The following is a 15,843-nucleotide window of genomic DNA, read 5'->3' as shown; positions in this document are numbered from 1 at the left end:
GCTGCTCCGTTTTGCCCGCCCGATTCTTGGACGCCTGTGTCGGAAGCATACCGATAGCGGATAGCGGATAGCGGATAGCGGATAGCGGGATTCAGGGTACCGCCGCGCTCATGTATTCCACCATCCGCTCGCGCAACCAGCGCTCGGCCGGGTCGTTGTCGTGGGCGGCGCTCCAGACCATCGACAGCTCCGCCGGCTTGATCTCCAGGGGTGGCTCCTCGGCGCGCAGGCAACTGTCCTCCACCAGGGCGCAGGCGGCGTAGTCCGGCACGGTGGCGATCATCTCGGTGTTGCGCAGCAGCGCGCGCAGGCTGCCGAACTGCGGCACGGCAAGCACCACCCGACGGCGGCGCTCGATACGCTCCAGGTCCAGGTCGATGGCGCCGTTCAGGTCGCCGGAGAAGGACACCATCACGTGCGGCCGCGAGCAGTATTCGTCCAGGGTCAGCGGGCCGGGGCGGTCGTCGCCGCGCAGCACCTTCACGCCGATATCGCGCAGCTTGCGGCGCTTGGCGTTGGCCGGCAGGTCGGTGGTGTAGCTGACGCCAACGGTGATCTCGCCGGACGAGAGCAGTGCCGGCATCAGCAGAAAATTGGCCCGGCGCACCACCACCGTGATGTTCGGCGCCTCCTGCTGCAAGCGCGCCAGCAGCGCGGGAAACAGGCCGAACTCGGCATCGTCGGACAGGCCCAGGCGGAAGATATTGCAGCTGCTCTGGGGCTCGAAGGACTTGGCGCGGCTGACCGCGGCGGAGATCACATCCATCGCCGGCCGCAACTCCTCGAAGATGTGCAGCGCCCGGCTGGTGGGCTCCATGGCGCGGCCGGCGCGCACCAGCAGCGGGTCGTCGAACAGGTCGCGCAGGCGCGCCAGCGCAGCACTGACAGTGGACTGGGTGATGAACAGTTTCTCGCCGACGCGGGTCAAATTCCGCTCCAGCATCAGGGATTCGAAGATCACCAGCAGGTTCATGTCCAGGCGGCGCAGGTCGTTTCGGTTCATGGCTGGTCGCTCGGGGCTGTGGAATTGGGCATCTTGGCACAAGATGAGGGTCGCGCCAGTCGACCATGCCCCACGAGGTTTTTCTTGGACGGATGTGCTTGAAAGCGCTGCCTCCGGCGAATTCGATTGAGCATCGGATCACCTTGATTTACCTTGAATTTTCCTTTTTATAAGGCGGCTTTTGCCGCCACTGGAAGCCGACGAGAAGAGAGACATCATGCCCGCACCTGCCCACCAGGTAGCGACCATGCTCGCCCCTGCGACACACCGCCTGGTCCTGCAGCTCATGGAGCAACTGCAGTCCCCCGGTGAAGGCGTGCACGAAGCCAGCCAGCGCCTCTGCCGGCATCTGCTGGAGCACTACCGCATGCCGGATCCGTGCAACGACGCGCGCAGCGATGGCGAACGCCTCGCCCTCGCCCCCTGGCAGGAGCGCAAGGCCAAGGAAATCCTCGCCGGCTGCCTGCTCAGCCGCCTGTACATCGCCGATGTCGCCGAGCAGTGCGGCCTGTCGCGCAGCCATTTCTCCCGTGCGTTCAAGCAGGCCACCGGCCTCGCGCCGCGGGAATGGGCGCTGCGCCTGCGCATCGACCGCGCCCGCGAGCTGCTGGCCAGCGGCGACGCGCCGATTTCCCAGGTCGGGCAGGAATGCGGCTTCGCCGATCAGTCGCACTTCTGCCGCAGCTTCCGCAAGCTCGTGGGCTGCACGCCGAACCGCTGGCGGCAAGCCAGCCGGGTGGGCGGAACGCGGGAACTGGAGCCATCGACCTTGCAGGAACGGACTCCGTTCGCGAGGGTTTCGCCCACCTCACCACGGCCCGGAGCGATGCTGCCCCGAACACGCACTGAGTCCATTGCTACGCCAATCCCTACCTCTGATGACAAATCCCACGCTATTCAGCAACGGCTCAGCGAGGATCCGCCGAACCTTGAGATATGACAGGCCCGGTGCAATCCCCACCGTCTAATCTGGGTGCAGTCCCACTTTCCCAACAGGCAGGAGCCGGGAGTCAGAGCATGACTGCACCGCAAACCACCGACCACAAACCGCAAGCCACCGACTGGTACCGCAAGAGCGTCGAGCAGACCATGGCCGACCTGCAAACCAGCGCGGAAGGCCTTTCCCCTGACGATGCCGGCGCACGCCTGCTGCGCGTCGGTCCCAACGCGCTGCCGGCCAAGGACGTCGATCCGCTCTGGCTGCGCTTCGCCCGGCACTTCAACGACGTACTGATCTACATCCTCCTGGCCGCCGCCGTGGCTACCGCGCTGATGGGCCACTGGACGGACACCATCGTCATCCTGCTGGTGGCGGTGATCAACGCCGGTATCGGCTTCTTCCAGGAGAACAAGGCGGAGAAATCCCTCGCCGCGCTGCGCGGCATGCTCAGCAGCACCGCCCACGTGGTGCGCAATGGCAAGAAGATCGAGATGGACGCCGCCCAGCTGGTACCCGGCGACATCGTCATCCTGCGTCCCGGCGACAAGATTCCCGCCGACGTGCGCCTGTTCGACGTGCACCACCTGCAGGTCGAGGAATCCATGCTCACCGGCGAATCCCTCACCGTCGGCAAGCAGGCCGACGCGCTGGACAAGGAGGCGCTGCTGGCCGACCGCCTGAACCTCGGGTTCTCCGGCACCAACGTCAGCGCCGGCAATGCGCGCGGCGTGGTAATCGAGACCGGAGCGAACACCGAGCTGGGCCGCATCAACAAACTGATCGCCAACGTCGATGAAAGCGAAACGCCGCTGCTGCGGCAGATCGCCGAGCTGGGCAAGCGCATCTTCCAGCTGATCGTCGGCATGATGGTGGTGCTCTTCATCATCGGCTTCTTCTGGCATGACTATCCGTTCGGCGAGCTGCTGCTGTCGCTGATCAGCCTGGCCGTGGCCTCGGTGCCGGAGGGCCTGCCGGCCATCGTCTCGATCATCCTGTCCCTGGGCGTACAGCGCATGGCGCAGAACAAGGCGATCATCCGCAAGCTGCCGACCGTGGAAACGCTGGGCGCCATGAGCGTGATCTGCTCGGACAAGACCGGCACCCTGACCATGAACGAGATGACCGTGAAGAGCGTGCTGCTCGCCAAGGGTCTCTACAGCGTCGAGGGCCAGAGCTACGAGCCCAAGGGCCGTATCACCTTCGGCGGCACCAGTGACGAGCTGGACTGGTCGCAACACGGCTCGCTGGAAGCCTTCATCCGCGCGGTGGACATCTGCAACGACAGCAGCCTGCAGCTCAATGAAGAAGGCCGCTGGGGCGTGGTCGGCGGCCCCACCGAGGGCGCACTGAAGGTCCTGGCACGCAAGGCGACCCTGCCGGAGATCGAGTTCCAGAAATTCGGCAAGATCCCCTTCGACTCCGCCTACAAGTACATGGCGCGCCGCTGTGACGTCGCCGGGCAGAGCCTGATCTACCTCAAGGGCGCGCCGGACGTGCTGCTGCGCATGTGCAACCAGCAACTGGGCGCCAACGGCGCCGAGCCGCTGGACCGCGAGTACTGGGAGCGCGAGATGGGCTTCATCGCAGGGCAAGGCCTGCGCATGCTGGCCGCCGCCTACAAGCCGGTGCAGCCCGATGACGGCGTGATCGATCATGAGGACGTGCAGGACGGCATGATCTTCCTCGGCGTCGCCGGCCTGCTCGACCCGCCGCGCCCGGAGGCCATCGAAGCCATCGCCCTGTGCAAGCGCGCCGGCATCCAGGTGAAGATGATCACCGGCGACCACCCGGACACCGCCGTCGCCATCGCCGGCATGCTCGGCATGGGCAACGACCTGCGTGCCATGACCGGCCAGGAACTGGAGCAGGCCGATGATACGCAGCTGAAATCCCTCGCCCTGCAGTATTCGGTGTTCGCCCGCACCAGCCCCGAACACAAGCTGCGCCTGGTGCGCGCGCTGCAGGCCAACGAGGAAGTGGTCGGCATGACCGGCGACGGGGTCAACGACGCCCCGGCGCTGAAGCAGGCCGACGTCGGTATCGCCATGGGCATCAAGGGCACCGAGGTGACCAAGGAAGCCGCCGACATGGTGCTCACCGACGACAACTTCTCTACCATCGCCGGCGCCGTGCGCGAGGGCCGCCGGGTCTACGACAACCTGAAGAAAACCGTGCTGTTCATCCTGCCGACCAACATGGCCCAGGGCCTGCTGATCGTCATGGCGATCCTCGCCGGCGCGGTGATCCCGCTGGCGCCGCTGCAGATCCTCTGGATGAACATGGCGACCTCCACCACCCTGTCCTTCGCCCTGGCCTTCGAGCCCGGCGAGCCGGGGATGATGCGCCGGCCGCCGCGCAACGCGAAGGAGTCGATCCTCAACGGCTTCGCCGTCTGGCGGGTGCTCTACGTCGGCGGCCTGCTCACCGCCGCAGCCTTCCTGCTGGAAGCCTGGCTGGTCAGCAACGGCCACGATACCGACTATATCCGCACCATGATCCTGCACACCCTGGTCACCGCGCAGTGGGCGTACCTGTTCAACTGCCGCCTGCAGGAGGAGTTCTCGCTGAACTGGGCGCTGCTGCGCAACGGCGCTCTGCTCACGGTGACCCTGGCGCTGATCCTGCTGCAATGCTTCGTGATCTACGTGCCCTTCATGCAGACCGCCTTCCATACGGTCGCCCTGCCCTTCAGCGGCTGGCTGATCTCGTTGGGCATCGGCATCGTGGTGTTCTTCGCGGTGGAACTGGAGAAACTGGTGATCCGCCGCTGGAAAGCTTCGCGCGGCTAATTTCCAGGCGCAGAAAAGAAAACCGGAGCATCAGCTCCGGTTTTCTTTTGCGGGGGTCAGAGCGCCATGTCGCTGGCCGCTTTTTCCGCAGCCGGGGCGGCGTCGGTCGGCTGCACGGCCGGTGCCTGGTCGATCGCCGGCGGCGGGTCCAGTTGCAGGACCTTGGCGGTGTAGCTCCATTCGGCGTAGGTCTTCTCCGCGCTGTCGTTGAGCTTGGTGCCGTAACTCGGGACGATCTGGTGGACCTTGGCCTGCCACTCGGGCGTGGCGAGCTTGTCCTTGAACACCTTCTCCAGCACGTTGAGCATGATCGGCGCCGCAGTGGATGCACCCGGCGAAGCGCCCAGCAGGCCGGCAATGCTGCCGTCGGCGGAAGCGACGATCTCGGTGCCGAGCTTCAGCACACCGCCCTTGTCCGCATCACGCTTGATGATCTGCACGCGCTGGCCGGCCTGCCACAGGCGCCAGTCCTCGGCCTTGGCTTCCGGGAAGTATTCGCGCAGCGCGGCGAGGCGGTCGTCATCGGAGAGCATCAGCTGGCCGGCGAGGTATTCCACCAGCGGGTACTCGTCGATGCCAACGCGGGTCATCGGCCAGACGTTGTGCACGTTGGTGCTGCCCAGCAGGTCGAGGTACGAGCCTTCCTTGAGGAACTTGGTGGAGAAGGTGGCGAACGGCCCGAACAGGATCACGCGCTTGCCGTCGAGCACGCGGGTGTCCAGGTGCGGCACGGACATCGGCGGTGCGCCAACCGACGCCTTACCGTAAGCCTTGGCCAGGTGCTGCTGGGCGATGGTCGGGTTCTCGGTGACCAGGAACGAACCACCCACCGGGAAGCCGGCGTAGTCCTTGGCTTCCTCGATACCGGACTTCTGCAACAGACGCAGCGCGCCGCCGCCAGCACCGATGAAGACGAACTTGGCGTCGGTCTCGGTAACGCTGCCGTCCTTGAGGTTCTTGTACTCGACGCGCCAGGTGCCATCGTCGTTACGGGTGATGTTCTCGACTTCGCTGGAGAGTTTCAGGCTGAAGTTCGGCCTGGTCTGCAGGTAGCCGGCGAACTGGCGGGTGATCTCGCCGAAGTTCACATCGGTGCCGATGGGTGTCCAGGTGGCGGCAATCTTCTGCGAAGGATCGCGGCCCTGCATCATCAGCGGCACCCACTTGGCGATCTGCGCCGGGTCCTCGGAGTACTGCATGCCGCGGAACAGCGGGCTGGCCTGCAGCGCTTCATAGCGCTTCTTGAGGAAGGCGATGTTGTCGTCGCCCCAGACGAAGCTCATGTGCGGGGTGGAGTTGATGAATGAGCGCGGGTTCTTCAGCACGCCGTTCTGCACCTGCCAGGCCCAGAACTGACGGGAGATCTGGAACGACTCGTTGATCTCCACGGCCTTGGCGATGGTGACGTTGCCGTCCTTGTCTTCCGGCGTGTAGTTCAGCTCGGCCAGGGCCGAATGGCCGGTGCCGGCGTTGTTCCAGCCGTTGGAGCTTTCCTGGGCGACGCCGTCGAGGCGTTCGACCATTTCCATCGACCAACCCGGTTCCAGCTCATTGAGCCAGACGCCCAGGGTGGTGCTCATGATGCCGCCGCCGATCAGCAGCACGTCGACTTTCTTGGTATCCGCAAAGGCGGGCGCGCAATTCACTGCCAGAGCGAGGCCCAGCAGCGCCCCGCTAACTTTCTTGATCATCGAAAGGTTTCTCGTCGTTAGGGCTTGGCCTTCCCCACCGGCGTCATTCAGCGTGAAGGCCGGACCCGGCGCACAGCGTGCGAGCGATGGGCAAGGCGACAGATGACGAGGATGAGTCGGGACTCAGTTCCCTCCTCCGCCGGCTCTGAGGCCTGCTTGATGGAATGAGGGACGTCCTGCGCAGAGAGACACGCAAAGCCTTCGGCTTTGGCTTTTGTTGTGGGAGGGATGCATGGTCTGCTGAAACGTTTGTGCATTCTATAGAAAGCCGCAGCCATTCACCAAGCGTCTTGGTCAACTATCGACCAGCCGGTTTGTGTGTAGGTGTGTTCTCCAATGAACGCGGAGCCCGGCCCGAAGCTGTAGGAGCGAGCTTGCTCGCGAACCGACCTCAGCGCCGGTATCGCCGGGTAATCCTTCGCGAGCAAGCTCGCTCCTACAAAATGCGGCGCCCTTGCTACACCGGCCCTGCACCACAACGTTACCGAAGCGCACCGCGAGCGCGCACCAACAGCCCCATCCGTTACCGTTTCGCCCCTTCTCCCTCCATGTCTCCTACGCCAATTTCAGGCGCCCGCCGCTCTACCCCGCCGACTTCCAATCACTTCGCCATCATTGGCACGGCATCTGCTTATTTGCATGCATGGATAATTGGATCCAAAAATCCACGAGGAAACATCCCCATGCGCCTGGTGCCCACTGCCCGCCCACCGATGAGTGCCGAAGACGAGGCCTACGACTACCTCCTCCAGGCCATCTGCACCGGCCATTACAAGACTGGCGACCGCCTGGTGGCCGAGGACATCGCCGGTGAGATCGGCATGAGCCGCATGCCCGTGCGCGGTGCCTTCAAGCGCCTGGACGCCGAAGGCCTGGTCACCCTGCGGCCCAATCGCGGCGCCATCGTCAGCGGCCTGAACATCGAGGAGATGCGTGAAGTCTTCGAAATGCGCAGCGCCCTGGAAGGCTTGGCCGTCCGCATTGCCGTGCCGCACCTGAGCGACCGCGACATCTCTCGCCTGGAGCGCATGCTCGACGAGATGGACGACTACCGCGACGACAGCGCGCAGTGGGTCAGCCGCCACCGCGCCTTCCATGAATACCTCTGCAGCCTCGCCGGGCGCCCTCGCCTGCTGCGCCAGATCACCGCCCTGTATTCGGTGATCGAGCCGCACATGCGCCTGTGGCTGCAGCACGTCGACAAGCCCATGAGCGCCCGCGAGGAGCACGCCGTGATCCTCGACGCCCTGCGCTCGGGCGATGCCCGCGAAGCCGAGCGGGTGATCTGCGAGCACATCGAGGGAACCATCCCCTCCCTGGCCCATTTCCTTGAAGCACAAGCCTCCTGAGGCGCAATCCTCCTGAGCAAGCGCAAGTCCTTTGAAGCAACGGGCGCCCAGACCCGTACTTCTGTGTCCCTGAACTGCCCCTGGCAACCCCACCCCGGAGAGCAACATGTTCGAACGCAGGATCCCGCAGTGCCTTCTCGCCCTTTGCCTGGCCGCCCCGCTGGCGCATGCCGAAGTGAAGATTCCCGACCGCTTGCAGAACGCCAGCAAAGTCACTTTCTGCGGCGGCATGGACTCCCCGCCCATGGGCTTCTATGACGCCAACCAGAAACTCACCGGCGTCACCATCGACCTCGGCGAAGCCATCGCCAAGCGCCTGGGCGACAAGAAGATCGACTGGCGCATCACGCCCTTCTCCGGGCTGATCCCGGCGCTGCTCGCCGGCCAGTGCGACATGCTGGTGGACCAGCTGTTCGACAAGCCCGAGCGGCGCGAAGTGATCGACATGGTCAACTACATGTATTCCAGCCAGGCCGTGGTCGTCGGCAAGGGCAACCCCGAAGGCATCCGCAGCCTGGACGACCTCTCCGGCAAGAAGGTCGCCGTGCTCAATGGCTCGACCATCCGCACCCTGCTCGACGCCCACAACGAGAAACTGGCCAAGGCCGGCAAGCCGCCGATGAAGGTGGTGGTCTACAACACCGACACCGACGCCTTCCAGTCCCTGCGTATCCGCCAGACCGACGCCTACGGCACCACCGTGGAAACCGCCGGCTACTACCAGAGCATGGCCCCGGACCTGTTCGAGATCGGCGTGCCGGCCTTCGCACGCATCCTCACCGGCCTGGGCATCCGCAAGGAAGACAAGCAGCTCAGCGAAGCCGTCACCCAGATCATCAAGGACATGCAGGCCGACGGCAGCTACGCCGCGCTCCTGGCCAAGTGGCACATCGAAGGCGACAAACTGGACTGAGGTAACGAGATATGAACTTCAGCTGGGACGTGTTCTGGCAGTACCTGCTGCGGCCGAGCGACATCTACCTCTACGGCCTCTGGCTGACCTGCGTGATTGCCGTCAGCGCCATGCTCCTGGGCTGCGTGCTCGGGCTGCTGGCGGCGCTGATGCGCCTGTCGACCAACCCGCTACTGCAATACCCGGTGCGCTTCTACGTGTGGCTGATGCGCGGTACGCCGCTGCTGGTGCAGATCGTCTTCCTCTACACCGCACTGGCCGCCGGCGGCCTCTTCCGCTTCGAGGACCTGGACCTGGGGCTGTTCATCCTGCCCGGCAACATCCAGGCGGCGATCATCGCCCTGGGCCTCAACGAAGGCGCGTACATGGCCGAGATCATCCGCGCCGGCATCGGCGCGGTGGACAAGGGCCAGTACGAAGCCGGCAAATCCCTCGGCATGACCTTCCCCAGGCTGATGCGTCGCATCGTGCTGCCCCAGGCCTTCCGGGTGATCGTTCCGCCGCTGGGCAACGAGTTCAACGTGATGCTGAAGAACACCACGCTGGTCAGCGTGATCGGTGTGCAGGAACTGCTGCTGAGCACCCAGATGGTCACCTCCGCGACCTTCCGCGTGTTCGAGCTGTACCTGGTCGTGGCGATCTACTTCCTCGCCCTGACCACCCTGTGGGGCTTCTTCCAGCGCTGGCTGGAAGTGCGCTTCGGCAAATCCGACGGCCAGGCCGCCGCACCGAACCGCATGTTCGGCCGCCAGGCCATGAAACTGCTGAGGGGGCGTTGAGATGATCCCGGATATGAAAGACGTGGTGATCCAGGCCCGCGACGTGCACAAGGCCTTCGGCGAGCTGGAAATCCTCAAGGGTGTTTCCCTGGAAGTGCACCGCGGCGAAGTGGTGGTGCTGATCGGCGCCTCCGGCTCGGGCAAGACCACCTTCATCCGCTGCATGAACCACCTGGAAGACATCCAGGGCGGCAGCATCCGCGTCAACGGCGAGCTGATGGGCTACCGCGAGCGTCCCGATGGCAAGCTGGTGCGTGACTCGGAAAGCAACATCGCCCGCCGTCGCCGCGACATCGGCATGGTGTTCCAGCGCTTCAACCTGTTCCCGCACATGACCGTGCTGGAAAACATCATCGAAGCGCCGACCCAGGTGCTCGGCGTTTCCAGGGGCGAAGCGCTGGAGCAGGCGCGCCGGCTGCTCGCCCGCGTGCGCCTGTCGGACAAGGCCGAGCACTACCCCGGCCAGCTTTCCGGCGGCCAGCAGCAGCGCGTGGCCATCGCCCGCGCCCTGGCGATGAAGCCCCAGGCGATGCTCTTCGACGAGCCCACCAGCGCCCTCGACCCGGAAACCGTCGGCGAGGTGCTGCAAGTGATGAAGGAGCTGGCCGACGAAGGCATGACCATGGTGGTGGTCACCCACGAAATGGGCTTCGCCCGCGAAGTGGCCGACCGCGTGGTGGTCCTGCACCAGGGCGAACTCATCGAAGAAGGCCCGCCCGCGCAGGTCTTCGGCAATCCGCACCACCTGCGTACGCGGGAATTCCTCAGCCGTGTTCTCTGACTAATGAAGAAAGGAAAGCTCATGCGTAATGGAGTTCTGCTGTTCACCCTTCTCGCCTGCGCCACCGCAGCCCAAGCCGACGACAAGCTGGTGCGCTTCTACAACTGGTCCGACTACATGGGCCCGGACACCCTGAAGAACTTCGAGAAGGACACCGGCATCAAGGTCCAGTACGACGTCTTCGACACCAACGAGATGCTCGAAGCCAAGCTGCTCTCCGGGCACTCGGGCTACGACCTGGTGGTGCCGTCCAGCCAGTTCCTCACCAAGCAGATCAACGCCGGCGTGTACCAGAAGCTCGATCGCGCCCAGTTGTCCAACTGGAAGCACCTCGACCCGCGCCTGATGAAGCGCCTGGAAGCCGCCGACCCGGGCAACCAGTACGCCGTGCCCTACATGTGGGGCACCGTGGGCATCGGCTACAACTATGACAAGGTCAAGGCCGCCCTCGGCGACAACGCGCCGCTGGATTCCTGGGACCTGATCTTCAAGCCGGAAAACCTCGCCAAGCTGCACGGCTGTGGCGTGGCCTTCCTCGACGCACCGGTGAAGATCATCCCGCAGGCGCTGCACTACCTGGGCCTGGACCCGAACAGCACGAATCCCGAGGACTACACCAAGGCCTCCGCGCTGCTGCAGAAGCTGCGCCCGTCGATCACCTACTTCAACTCCTCGAAGTACACCACCGACCTCGCCAACGGCGACATCTGCGTGGCCGTCGGCTACTCGGGCGACGTCATGCAGGCGCAGACCCGCGCCCAGGAAGCCGGCAAGAAGATCGACGTGCGCTACGTGATTCCCAAGGAAGGCGCCAACCTGTGGTTCGACATGCTCGCCATCCCGCGCGACTCGAAGAACCCCAAGGGCGCCCACGAGCTGGTGAACTACCTGCTGCGCCCGGAAGTGATCGCCCCGGTGAGCGATTACGTCGGCTACGCCAACCCCAACCCGGACGCCACACCGCTGCTCGATCCGAAAGTGCGTGACAACCCCGGCATCTACCCCAGCGACGCGGTGATCGAGAAGCTCTACGTCTCCGCCGACCTGCCGCCGAAAATCCAGCGCGTGATCACCCGCGAATGGACCCGTATCAAGACTGACCGCTGAACCGAAGAGAGTTTTCCATGCTGAGCTTCTCTGCCCACGAGTACCCCTACGCTTCCCAGCGCCAGAGCGTGTTCGCCCGTAACGGCATGGTCGCCGCCTCGCAGCCCCTGGCTGCCGAGGCCGGCATTGCCATGCTGCGTGCCGGCGGCAACGCCATCGACGCCGCCATCGCTACCGCCGCCGCGCTGACCGTGGTCGAACCCACCGGCTGCGCCATCGGCGGCGACGCCTTTGCCCTGGTCTGGGTCAAGGACCAGTTGCACGGCCTGGACGCCAGCGGCCACGCACCGGCGTCCATTTCCATCGACAAGGTGAAAGCCGCCGGCCACGACAAGATGCCCGTTCACGGCTGGCTGCCAGTCACCGTGCCGGGCATTCCCTCGGCCTGGGCCGAGCTGTCCGCACGCTTCGGCAAGCTGCCCTTCGCCGACCTTCTGCAACCGGCCATCGCCCTCGCCCGCGACGGTTTCCCGGTGTCCCCGGTGGTCGCCCACCAATGGGAAATCGCCCGCCGCGAATACCAGGAAAGCCGCGCCGCCGTGCCGGCCCTGGAAGCCTGGTTCGACACCTTTACCGTCAACGGCGAAGCGCCGCGCGCCGGCCAGCTGTTCCGCAACCCGGCCCAGGCGAAAACCCTCGCCGAGCTGGCCGAGACGAAGTGCGAAAGCTTCTACCGTGGCGCCCTCGCCCAGCGCCTGGCCGCGCACTCTGCCGCCACCGGTGGCGAGCTGAGCGCCGCTGACCTGGCCGGCTACAAGCCCAAGTGGGTAGAGCCGATCAAGACCAACTACCGCGGCTATGACGTCTGGGAAATCCCGCCGGCCGGCCAGGGCCTGATCGCCCTGATGACCCTGAACATCCTCCAGGGCTACGACTTCGACCAGCGCGACAGCCAGCTCACCTGGCACCGTCAGCTCGAAGCGATGAAGAAGGCCTACGCCGACGGCCTGCACTACATCACCGACGCCGAGCACATGCGGGTCAGCACCGCCGCGCTGCTCTCCGATGACTATGCCGCACGCCGTCGCGCCGAGATCGGCGAGCGTGCCGCCGAACCCAGGCATGGCGACCCACTCTCCAGCGGCACCGTGTACATCGCCACCGCCGACGGCGAAGGCAACATGGTCTCCTTCATCCAGAGCGCCTACCACGGCTTCGGCTCCGGCGTGGTACTGCCCGACAGTGGTATCGGCCTGCAGAACCGCGGCTCGGAATTCAGCCTCGACCCAACGCACTCCAACGCCCTGGCGCCGGGCAAGAAGACCTTCCACACCATCATCCCCGGCTTCCTCAGCAAGGATGGCGTGGCCGTCGGCCCGTTCGGCGTGATGGGCGGCTACATGCAGCCCCAGGGCCACGTGCAGATGGTGATGAACCTGGTCGACTTCGGCCTCAACCCGCAGGCTGCGCTGGACGCCCCGCGCTGGCAATGGCTGGGTGGCATGAAGGTCGGCATCGAGCAGCACGCCAACCGCGATCTCGCCTTCGGCCTGGCGCGACGCGGCCACGAGGTGGAGATTGCCTGCGACCTCACCGACTACGGCCGCGGCCAGATCATCGTCCGCGACCCGCAGACCGGCGTGCTCTGCGGCGGCACTGAACCGCGCGCGGATTCGCATATCGCGGTGTGCTGAGGAGACAGCCATGCATGCGCGTGACCTCAACCTTTCGCCACTGATACTGGGCGGCAACGTGTTCGGCTGGACGGTGGACGAAGCCATTTCTCGACGCCTGCTGGACGCGGCATTCGACGCGGGACTGAGCAGTATCGACACCGCGGATATGTACTCGGTCTGGGTACCGGGTCACGAGGGCGGCGAGTCGGAGGCCATCATCGGCCGCTGGCTCGCCAGCCAGCCGGGGCGCCGCACCGAGGTGACGCTATGCACCAAGATCGGCGCCGAACTTTCGGTACAGCGGCGCGGCCTGTCGCGCCGATGGATTCTGCAGGGAGTCGAGGACTCCCTTCGGCGCCTGCGCACCGACTACATCGACCTGTACTTCAGTCATTACCCGGATGACAGCACGCCCCACGAGGAAACCCTGCGCACCTACGAAGAGTTGATCGCCTCGGGAAAAGTGCGCGCCATCGGTGCGTCCAACTTCAGCCGAAATCAACTGGAAGCGGCCGCGGCAACTGCGCGCAGTAACGACCTCCCCGCGTACTCGGCGCTCCAAGTCCAGTACAACCTCTACGACCGCGCAGGCCACGAAACGGAAACCGCAGCCATTGCTGCCGAGCACGGCAACGTTGTAGTGACCTACTTCAGCCTCGCCTCGGGCTTTCTCACCGGCAAGTACCGCGCCCCCGGCGACCTCACTGGAAGTGCTCGTGGCGAAGACCTGGAGGGCTACTTCGATGTTCGAGGGTTGAAGATTCTCGCGACGCTTGACCAGGTCGCCGAGGAAACCCAGTCGTCGCCGGCCGAGGTCGCCCTCGCCTGGCTGCGTCAACAGCCGGGCATCACCGCCCCCATCGCCAGCGCCACCAGCGAACACCAGCTAGCCAGTCTGGGGCGAGCGACCCGACTGAGCCTTTCAGACTCCCACCTGGCAATGCTCGACCTCGCCAGCGGAATATCCTGAGCAACTGTCACAAGCGCGCCTCCTTCCGGGGCTTGTGAGCAGGCCTTGGCAACCACTATCAGGAGAAGCATTCTCAAATGATGAAAGCTCCGCCATGCCCTCGGTCGACGCTCCGCTCCACGCTCCTGTCAGTGACCTCTATCAGCACCATCACGGCTGGCTGCAGGGCACGCTGCGCCGGCGCCTGGGCTGCCACGAACAGGCGGCGGACCTGGCCCAGGACACTTTCACTCGCCTGCTCGATTCACGCCGTGTGCTGGAGGCTCGCGAGCCGCGAGCCTATCTCGCCACGGTGGCCAAGGGGCAGATGATCAACTGGTTCCAGCGCCAGTCGCTGGAGCGCGCCTACCTCGAAGCCCTCGCCAGCATCCCCGAAGAGCTCGCACCCTCGCCGGAACAGCGCTACCTGGTGCTGGAAACCCTGCACGAGATCGACACCCTGCTCCCGCACCTGCCCGACCCGGTGCGCCAGGCCTTCCTGCTGGCGCAGGTCGAGGGGCTATCGCCAAGCGCCTGGGCGTATCCCTGGGATCGTGCCGAGCGCCTGATGGGGCATCTCGGCAGCCTGCCGCCCGCACTGGCCATGCCAACCCTGGGCCGTGAACGCCAGCTCGACCGCCGCCGGGCACTCAAGCAGCTTGCCCTGCTGTTGGCAAATGGCTGCTGCCCGATGGCAGCCTGCTGACGCTCAACACCGACAGTGCCGTGGACATCGCCTTCACCCCGCGCCGCGCCTGGTGCACCTGCTGCGGGGGAGATCTTCCTCGATGCGCGCGTGGACAGCCGGCCTTTCCTGGTCACGACCCGCGAAGCGCGCTTCAATGTGCGCCAGGACCAAGGGGCGACCCGCGTTGCCGTTGTCGAGGGCCGCGTCGAAGTAGTGTCGTCGCACGGAGCCGGCCAAGGGCTGGGCGCCGGGGACTCCGTGCTGCTGTCAGCACTGGGCATCACCTCGGTCGCCCCCTCGCCGGCCCCGGACGCCTGGACCCACGGCATGCTGATGGCCGACCGCATGCCCTTGCAGACGCTGCTGGTGGCGTCGCTGGTCTCCGGCGTGGTGGTCTACACGCCGTTCATGCGCAAGCTGGACTTCGCCACCGTGCGCTCCCAGCGCAGCTCGCGGCCGAAGTGGCTGGACCTGCACAACGTGCTGGGCATCGTCACCCTCGCCTGGGTGCTGGTGGTCGGCGTCACCGGGGTGATCAACACCCTGGCGCTGCCGATCCTGATGCTCTGGCAAGGTGGCCAGCTGGCGGAAATGACCGCGCCCCACAAGGACGCGCCGCCGCTGGAAAGCCTCGGCTCGCAGCACAAGGCCATCGACACCGCCCGCAAGGCCGCGCCGGACATGGAGGTCAGCTTCGTCGGCTTCCCCGGCACGCAGTTCAGCAGCAAGCACCACTACGCCGTGTTCATGCGCGGCAACACGCCGTTCACCGAACGCCTGCTCAAGCCCGCGCCGGTGGATGCCGAAACCGGCGAACTGACCGACATGCGCGAGATGCCGCTGTACGTGAAGACGCTGCTGTCCCAGCCGCTGCACTTCGGCGACTACGGCGGCATGCCGCTGAAGATCGTCTGGGCGCTGCTGGATATCGTCAGCATCGTCATCCTCGCCAGCGGCCTGTACCTGTGGCTTGGCCGACGCCGCACGCCCATCGAGAAACGCCTGGCGGAACTGGATTCCGGCGGCCTGAACACGGAGGTCAAGGCATGAGGCGCGGACTCTGGATGATCTTCCGCTGGCCCCTTGCGCTGGCCGTGCTGAGCAGCTTCGGGCTGCTCTCGGCGCTGCTCGGCGATGGGGTTTTCGACGTGCTGTCGTGGATTTCCCTTGGTGTTCCGCTGCTGCTGATCGTCTTTGTAGGGATGAGAATGCCCCGCCGACCCAAGGAGCCCCGCTGA

12 protein-coding genes and 2 pseudogenes are annotated in these 15,843 nt (G+C 65.4%); 12 read left to right on the top strand and 2 right to left on the bottom strand.

Translation table 11 applies throughout. From position 1 onward, the window contains the following. Window positions 1-91: 91 nt before the first annotated feature. Window positions 92-1,003 carry a LysR substrate-binding domain-containing protein gene (locus LDJ84_RS14420; RefSeq protein WP_024762838.1) on the bottom strand — a complete coding sequence of 304 codons (912 nt, stop codon included), beginning with the start codon at window positions 1,001-1,003 and terminating at the stop codon, window positions 92-94. Window positions 1,004-1,220: 217 nt separating this feature from the next. Between LDJ84_RS14420 and LDJ84_RS14415 the strand changes: the two genes are divergently transcribed. Further along, entirely contained in the window at window positions 1,221-1,943 is a 723-nt protein-coding gene (locus tag LDJ84_RS14415) for a helix-turn-helix transcriptional regulator (protein ID WP_024762837.1), read from the top strand. Between the two features lie 77 nt (window positions 1,944-2,020). Further along, window positions 2,021-4,732, top strand: coding sequence for a cation-transporting P-type ATPase (locus LDJ84_RS14410; RefSeq protein WP_226046504.1), 2,712 nt, complete (start codon window positions 2,021-2,023; stop codon window positions 4,730-4,732). 56 nt (window positions 4,733-4,788) lie between these two features. Here LDJ84_RS14410 and mqo read toward each other — a convergent pair whose 3' ends face one another. After that, complete coding sequence (gene mqo, locus LDJ84_RS14405) at window positions 4,789-6,423, bottom strand: malate dehydrogenase (quinone) (protein WP_065084802.1); 1,635 nt, start codon at window positions 6,421-6,423, stop codon at window positions 4,789-4,791. A 683-nt stretch (window positions 6,424-7,106) separates the two neighbouring features. Here mqo and LDJ84_RS14400 point away from each other — a divergent pair. The 10 genes and pseudogenes from LDJ84_RS14400 to LDJ84_RS14355 all read left to right on the top strand — a co-directional run bounded on the left by LDJ84_RS14400 (window position 7,107) and on the right by LDJ84_RS14355 (window position 15,843). Continuing rightward, a complete protein-coding gene (locus tag LDJ84_RS14400; protein ID WP_024762834.1) occupies window positions 7,107-7,772 on the top strand; it encodes a GntR family transcriptional regulator in 666 nt (221 codons plus the stop codon). A 106-nt stretch (window positions 7,773-7,878) separates the two neighbouring features. After that, window positions 7,879-8,685: an ABC transporter substrate-binding protein gene (locus LDJ84_RS14395; protein ID WP_037009662.1), complete on the top strand. Its 807-nt coding sequence runs from the start codon at window positions 7,879-7,881 to the stop codon at window positions 8,683-8,685. Between the two features lie 11 nt (window positions 8,686-8,696). After that, a complete protein-coding gene (locus LDJ84_RS14390; protein WP_024762832.1) occupies window positions 8,697-9,464 on the top strand; it encodes an amino acid ABC transporter permease in 768 nt (255 codons plus the stop codon). A gap of 1 nt (window position 9,465) precedes the next feature. Continuing rightward, window positions 9,466-10,245, top strand: coding sequence for an amino acid ABC transporter ATP-binding protein (locus tag LDJ84_RS14385; RefSeq protein ID WP_084357738.1), 780 nt, complete (start codon window positions 9,466-9,468; stop codon window positions 10,243-10,245). A gap of 21 nt (window positions 10,246-10,266) precedes the next feature. After that, window positions 10,267-11,352, top strand: a complete 1,086-nt coding sequence (locus LDJ84_RS14380) for a polyamine ABC transporter substrate-binding protein (protein WP_084357737.1) — start codon at window positions 10,267-10,269, stop codon at window positions 11,350-11,352. A gap of 17 nt (window positions 11,353-11,369) precedes the next feature. Continuing rightward, window positions 11,370-12,986, top strand: a complete 1,617-nt coding sequence (locus LDJ84_RS14375) for a gamma-glutamyltransferase family protein (RefSeq protein ID WP_065084799.1) — start codon at window positions 11,370-11,372, stop codon at window positions 12,984-12,986. Between the two features lie 10 nt (window positions 12,987-12,996). Then, window positions 12,997-13,938: an aldo/keto reductase gene (locus tag LDJ84_RS14370; protein ID WP_226046503.1), complete on the top strand. Its 942-nt coding sequence runs from the start codon at window positions 12,997-12,999 to the stop codon at window positions 13,936-13,938. Window positions 13,939-14,032: 94 nt separating this feature from the next. Next, window positions 14,033-14,506: pseudogene (locus LDJ84_RS14365) on the top strand (sigma-70 family RNA polymerase sigma factor); the annotation flags it as partial. Between the two features lie 459 nt (window positions 14,507-14,965). Further along, window positions 14,966-15,655 (top strand): annotated as a pseudogene (locus LDJ84_RS14360) (PepSY-associated TM helix domain-containing protein); the annotation flags it as partial. Next, window positions 15,652-15,843, top strand: coding sequence for a hypothetical protein (locus LDJ84_RS14355; protein ID WP_169887648.1), 192 nt, complete (start codon window positions 15,652-15,654; stop codon window positions 15,841-15,843). The pseudogene LDJ84_RS14360 and the gene LDJ84_RS14355, both read left to right, overlap by 4 nt.

It is taken from the genome of Pseudomonas sp. HS-18 (assembly GCF_020401845.1).
Lineage (GTDB): Bacteria > Pseudomonadota > Gammaproteobacteria > Pseudomonadales > Pseudomonadaceae > Pseudomonas > Pseudomonas nitroreducens.
Note: the sequence above shows the minus strand (reverse complement) of the source record. Positions and strands in the feature narration are given on the sequence as shown.

Bases quoted from the DNA above. Each gene is read 5' to 3' on its own strand.
- LDJ84_RS14420 (WP_024762838.1), bottom strand. From the start codon at position 1,003: ATGAACCGAAACGACCTGCGCCGCCTGGACATGAACCTGCTGGTGATC.
- LDJ84_RS14415 (WP_024762837.1), top strand. From the start codon at position 1,221: ATGCCCGCACCTGCCCACCAGGTAGCGACCATGCTCGCCCCTGCGACA.
- LDJ84_RS14410 (WP_226046504.1), top strand. From the start codon at position 2,021: ATGACTGCACCGCAAACCACCGACCACAAACCGCAAGCCACCGACTGG.
- mqo (WP_065084802.1), bottom strand. From the start codon at position 6,423: ATGATCAAGAAAGTTAGCGGGGCGCTGCTGGGCCTCGCTCTGGCAGTG.
- LDJ84_RS14400 (WP_024762834.1), top strand. From the start codon at position 7,107: ATGCGCCTGGTGCCCACTGCCCGCCCACCGATGAGTGCCGAAGACGAG.
- LDJ84_RS14395 (WP_037009662.1), top strand. From the start codon at position 7,879: ATGTTCGAACGCAGGATCCCGCAGTGCCTTCTCGCCCTTTGCCTGGCC.
- LDJ84_RS14390 (WP_024762832.1), top strand. From the start codon at position 8,697: ATGAACTTCAGCTGGGACGTGTTCTGGCAGTACCTGCTGCGGCCGAGC.
- LDJ84_RS14385 (WP_084357738.1), top strand. From the start codon at position 9,466: ATGATCCCGGATATGAAAGACGTGGTGATCCAGGCCCGCGACGTGCAC.
- LDJ84_RS14380 (WP_084357737.1), top strand. From the start codon at position 10,267: ATGCGTAATGGAGTTCTGCTGTTCACCCTTCTCGCCTGCGCCACCGCA.
- LDJ84_RS14375 (WP_065084799.1), top strand. From the start codon at position 11,370: ATGCTGAGCTTCTCTGCCCACGAGTACCCCTACGCTTCCCAGCGCCAG.
- LDJ84_RS14370 (WP_226046503.1), top strand. From the start codon at position 12,997: ATGCATGCGCGTGACCTCAACCTTTCGCCACTGATACTGGGCGGCAAC.
- LDJ84_RS14355 (WP_169887648.1), top strand. From the start codon at position 15,652: ATGAGGCGCGGACTCTGGATGATCTTCCGCTGGCCCCTTGCGCTGGCC.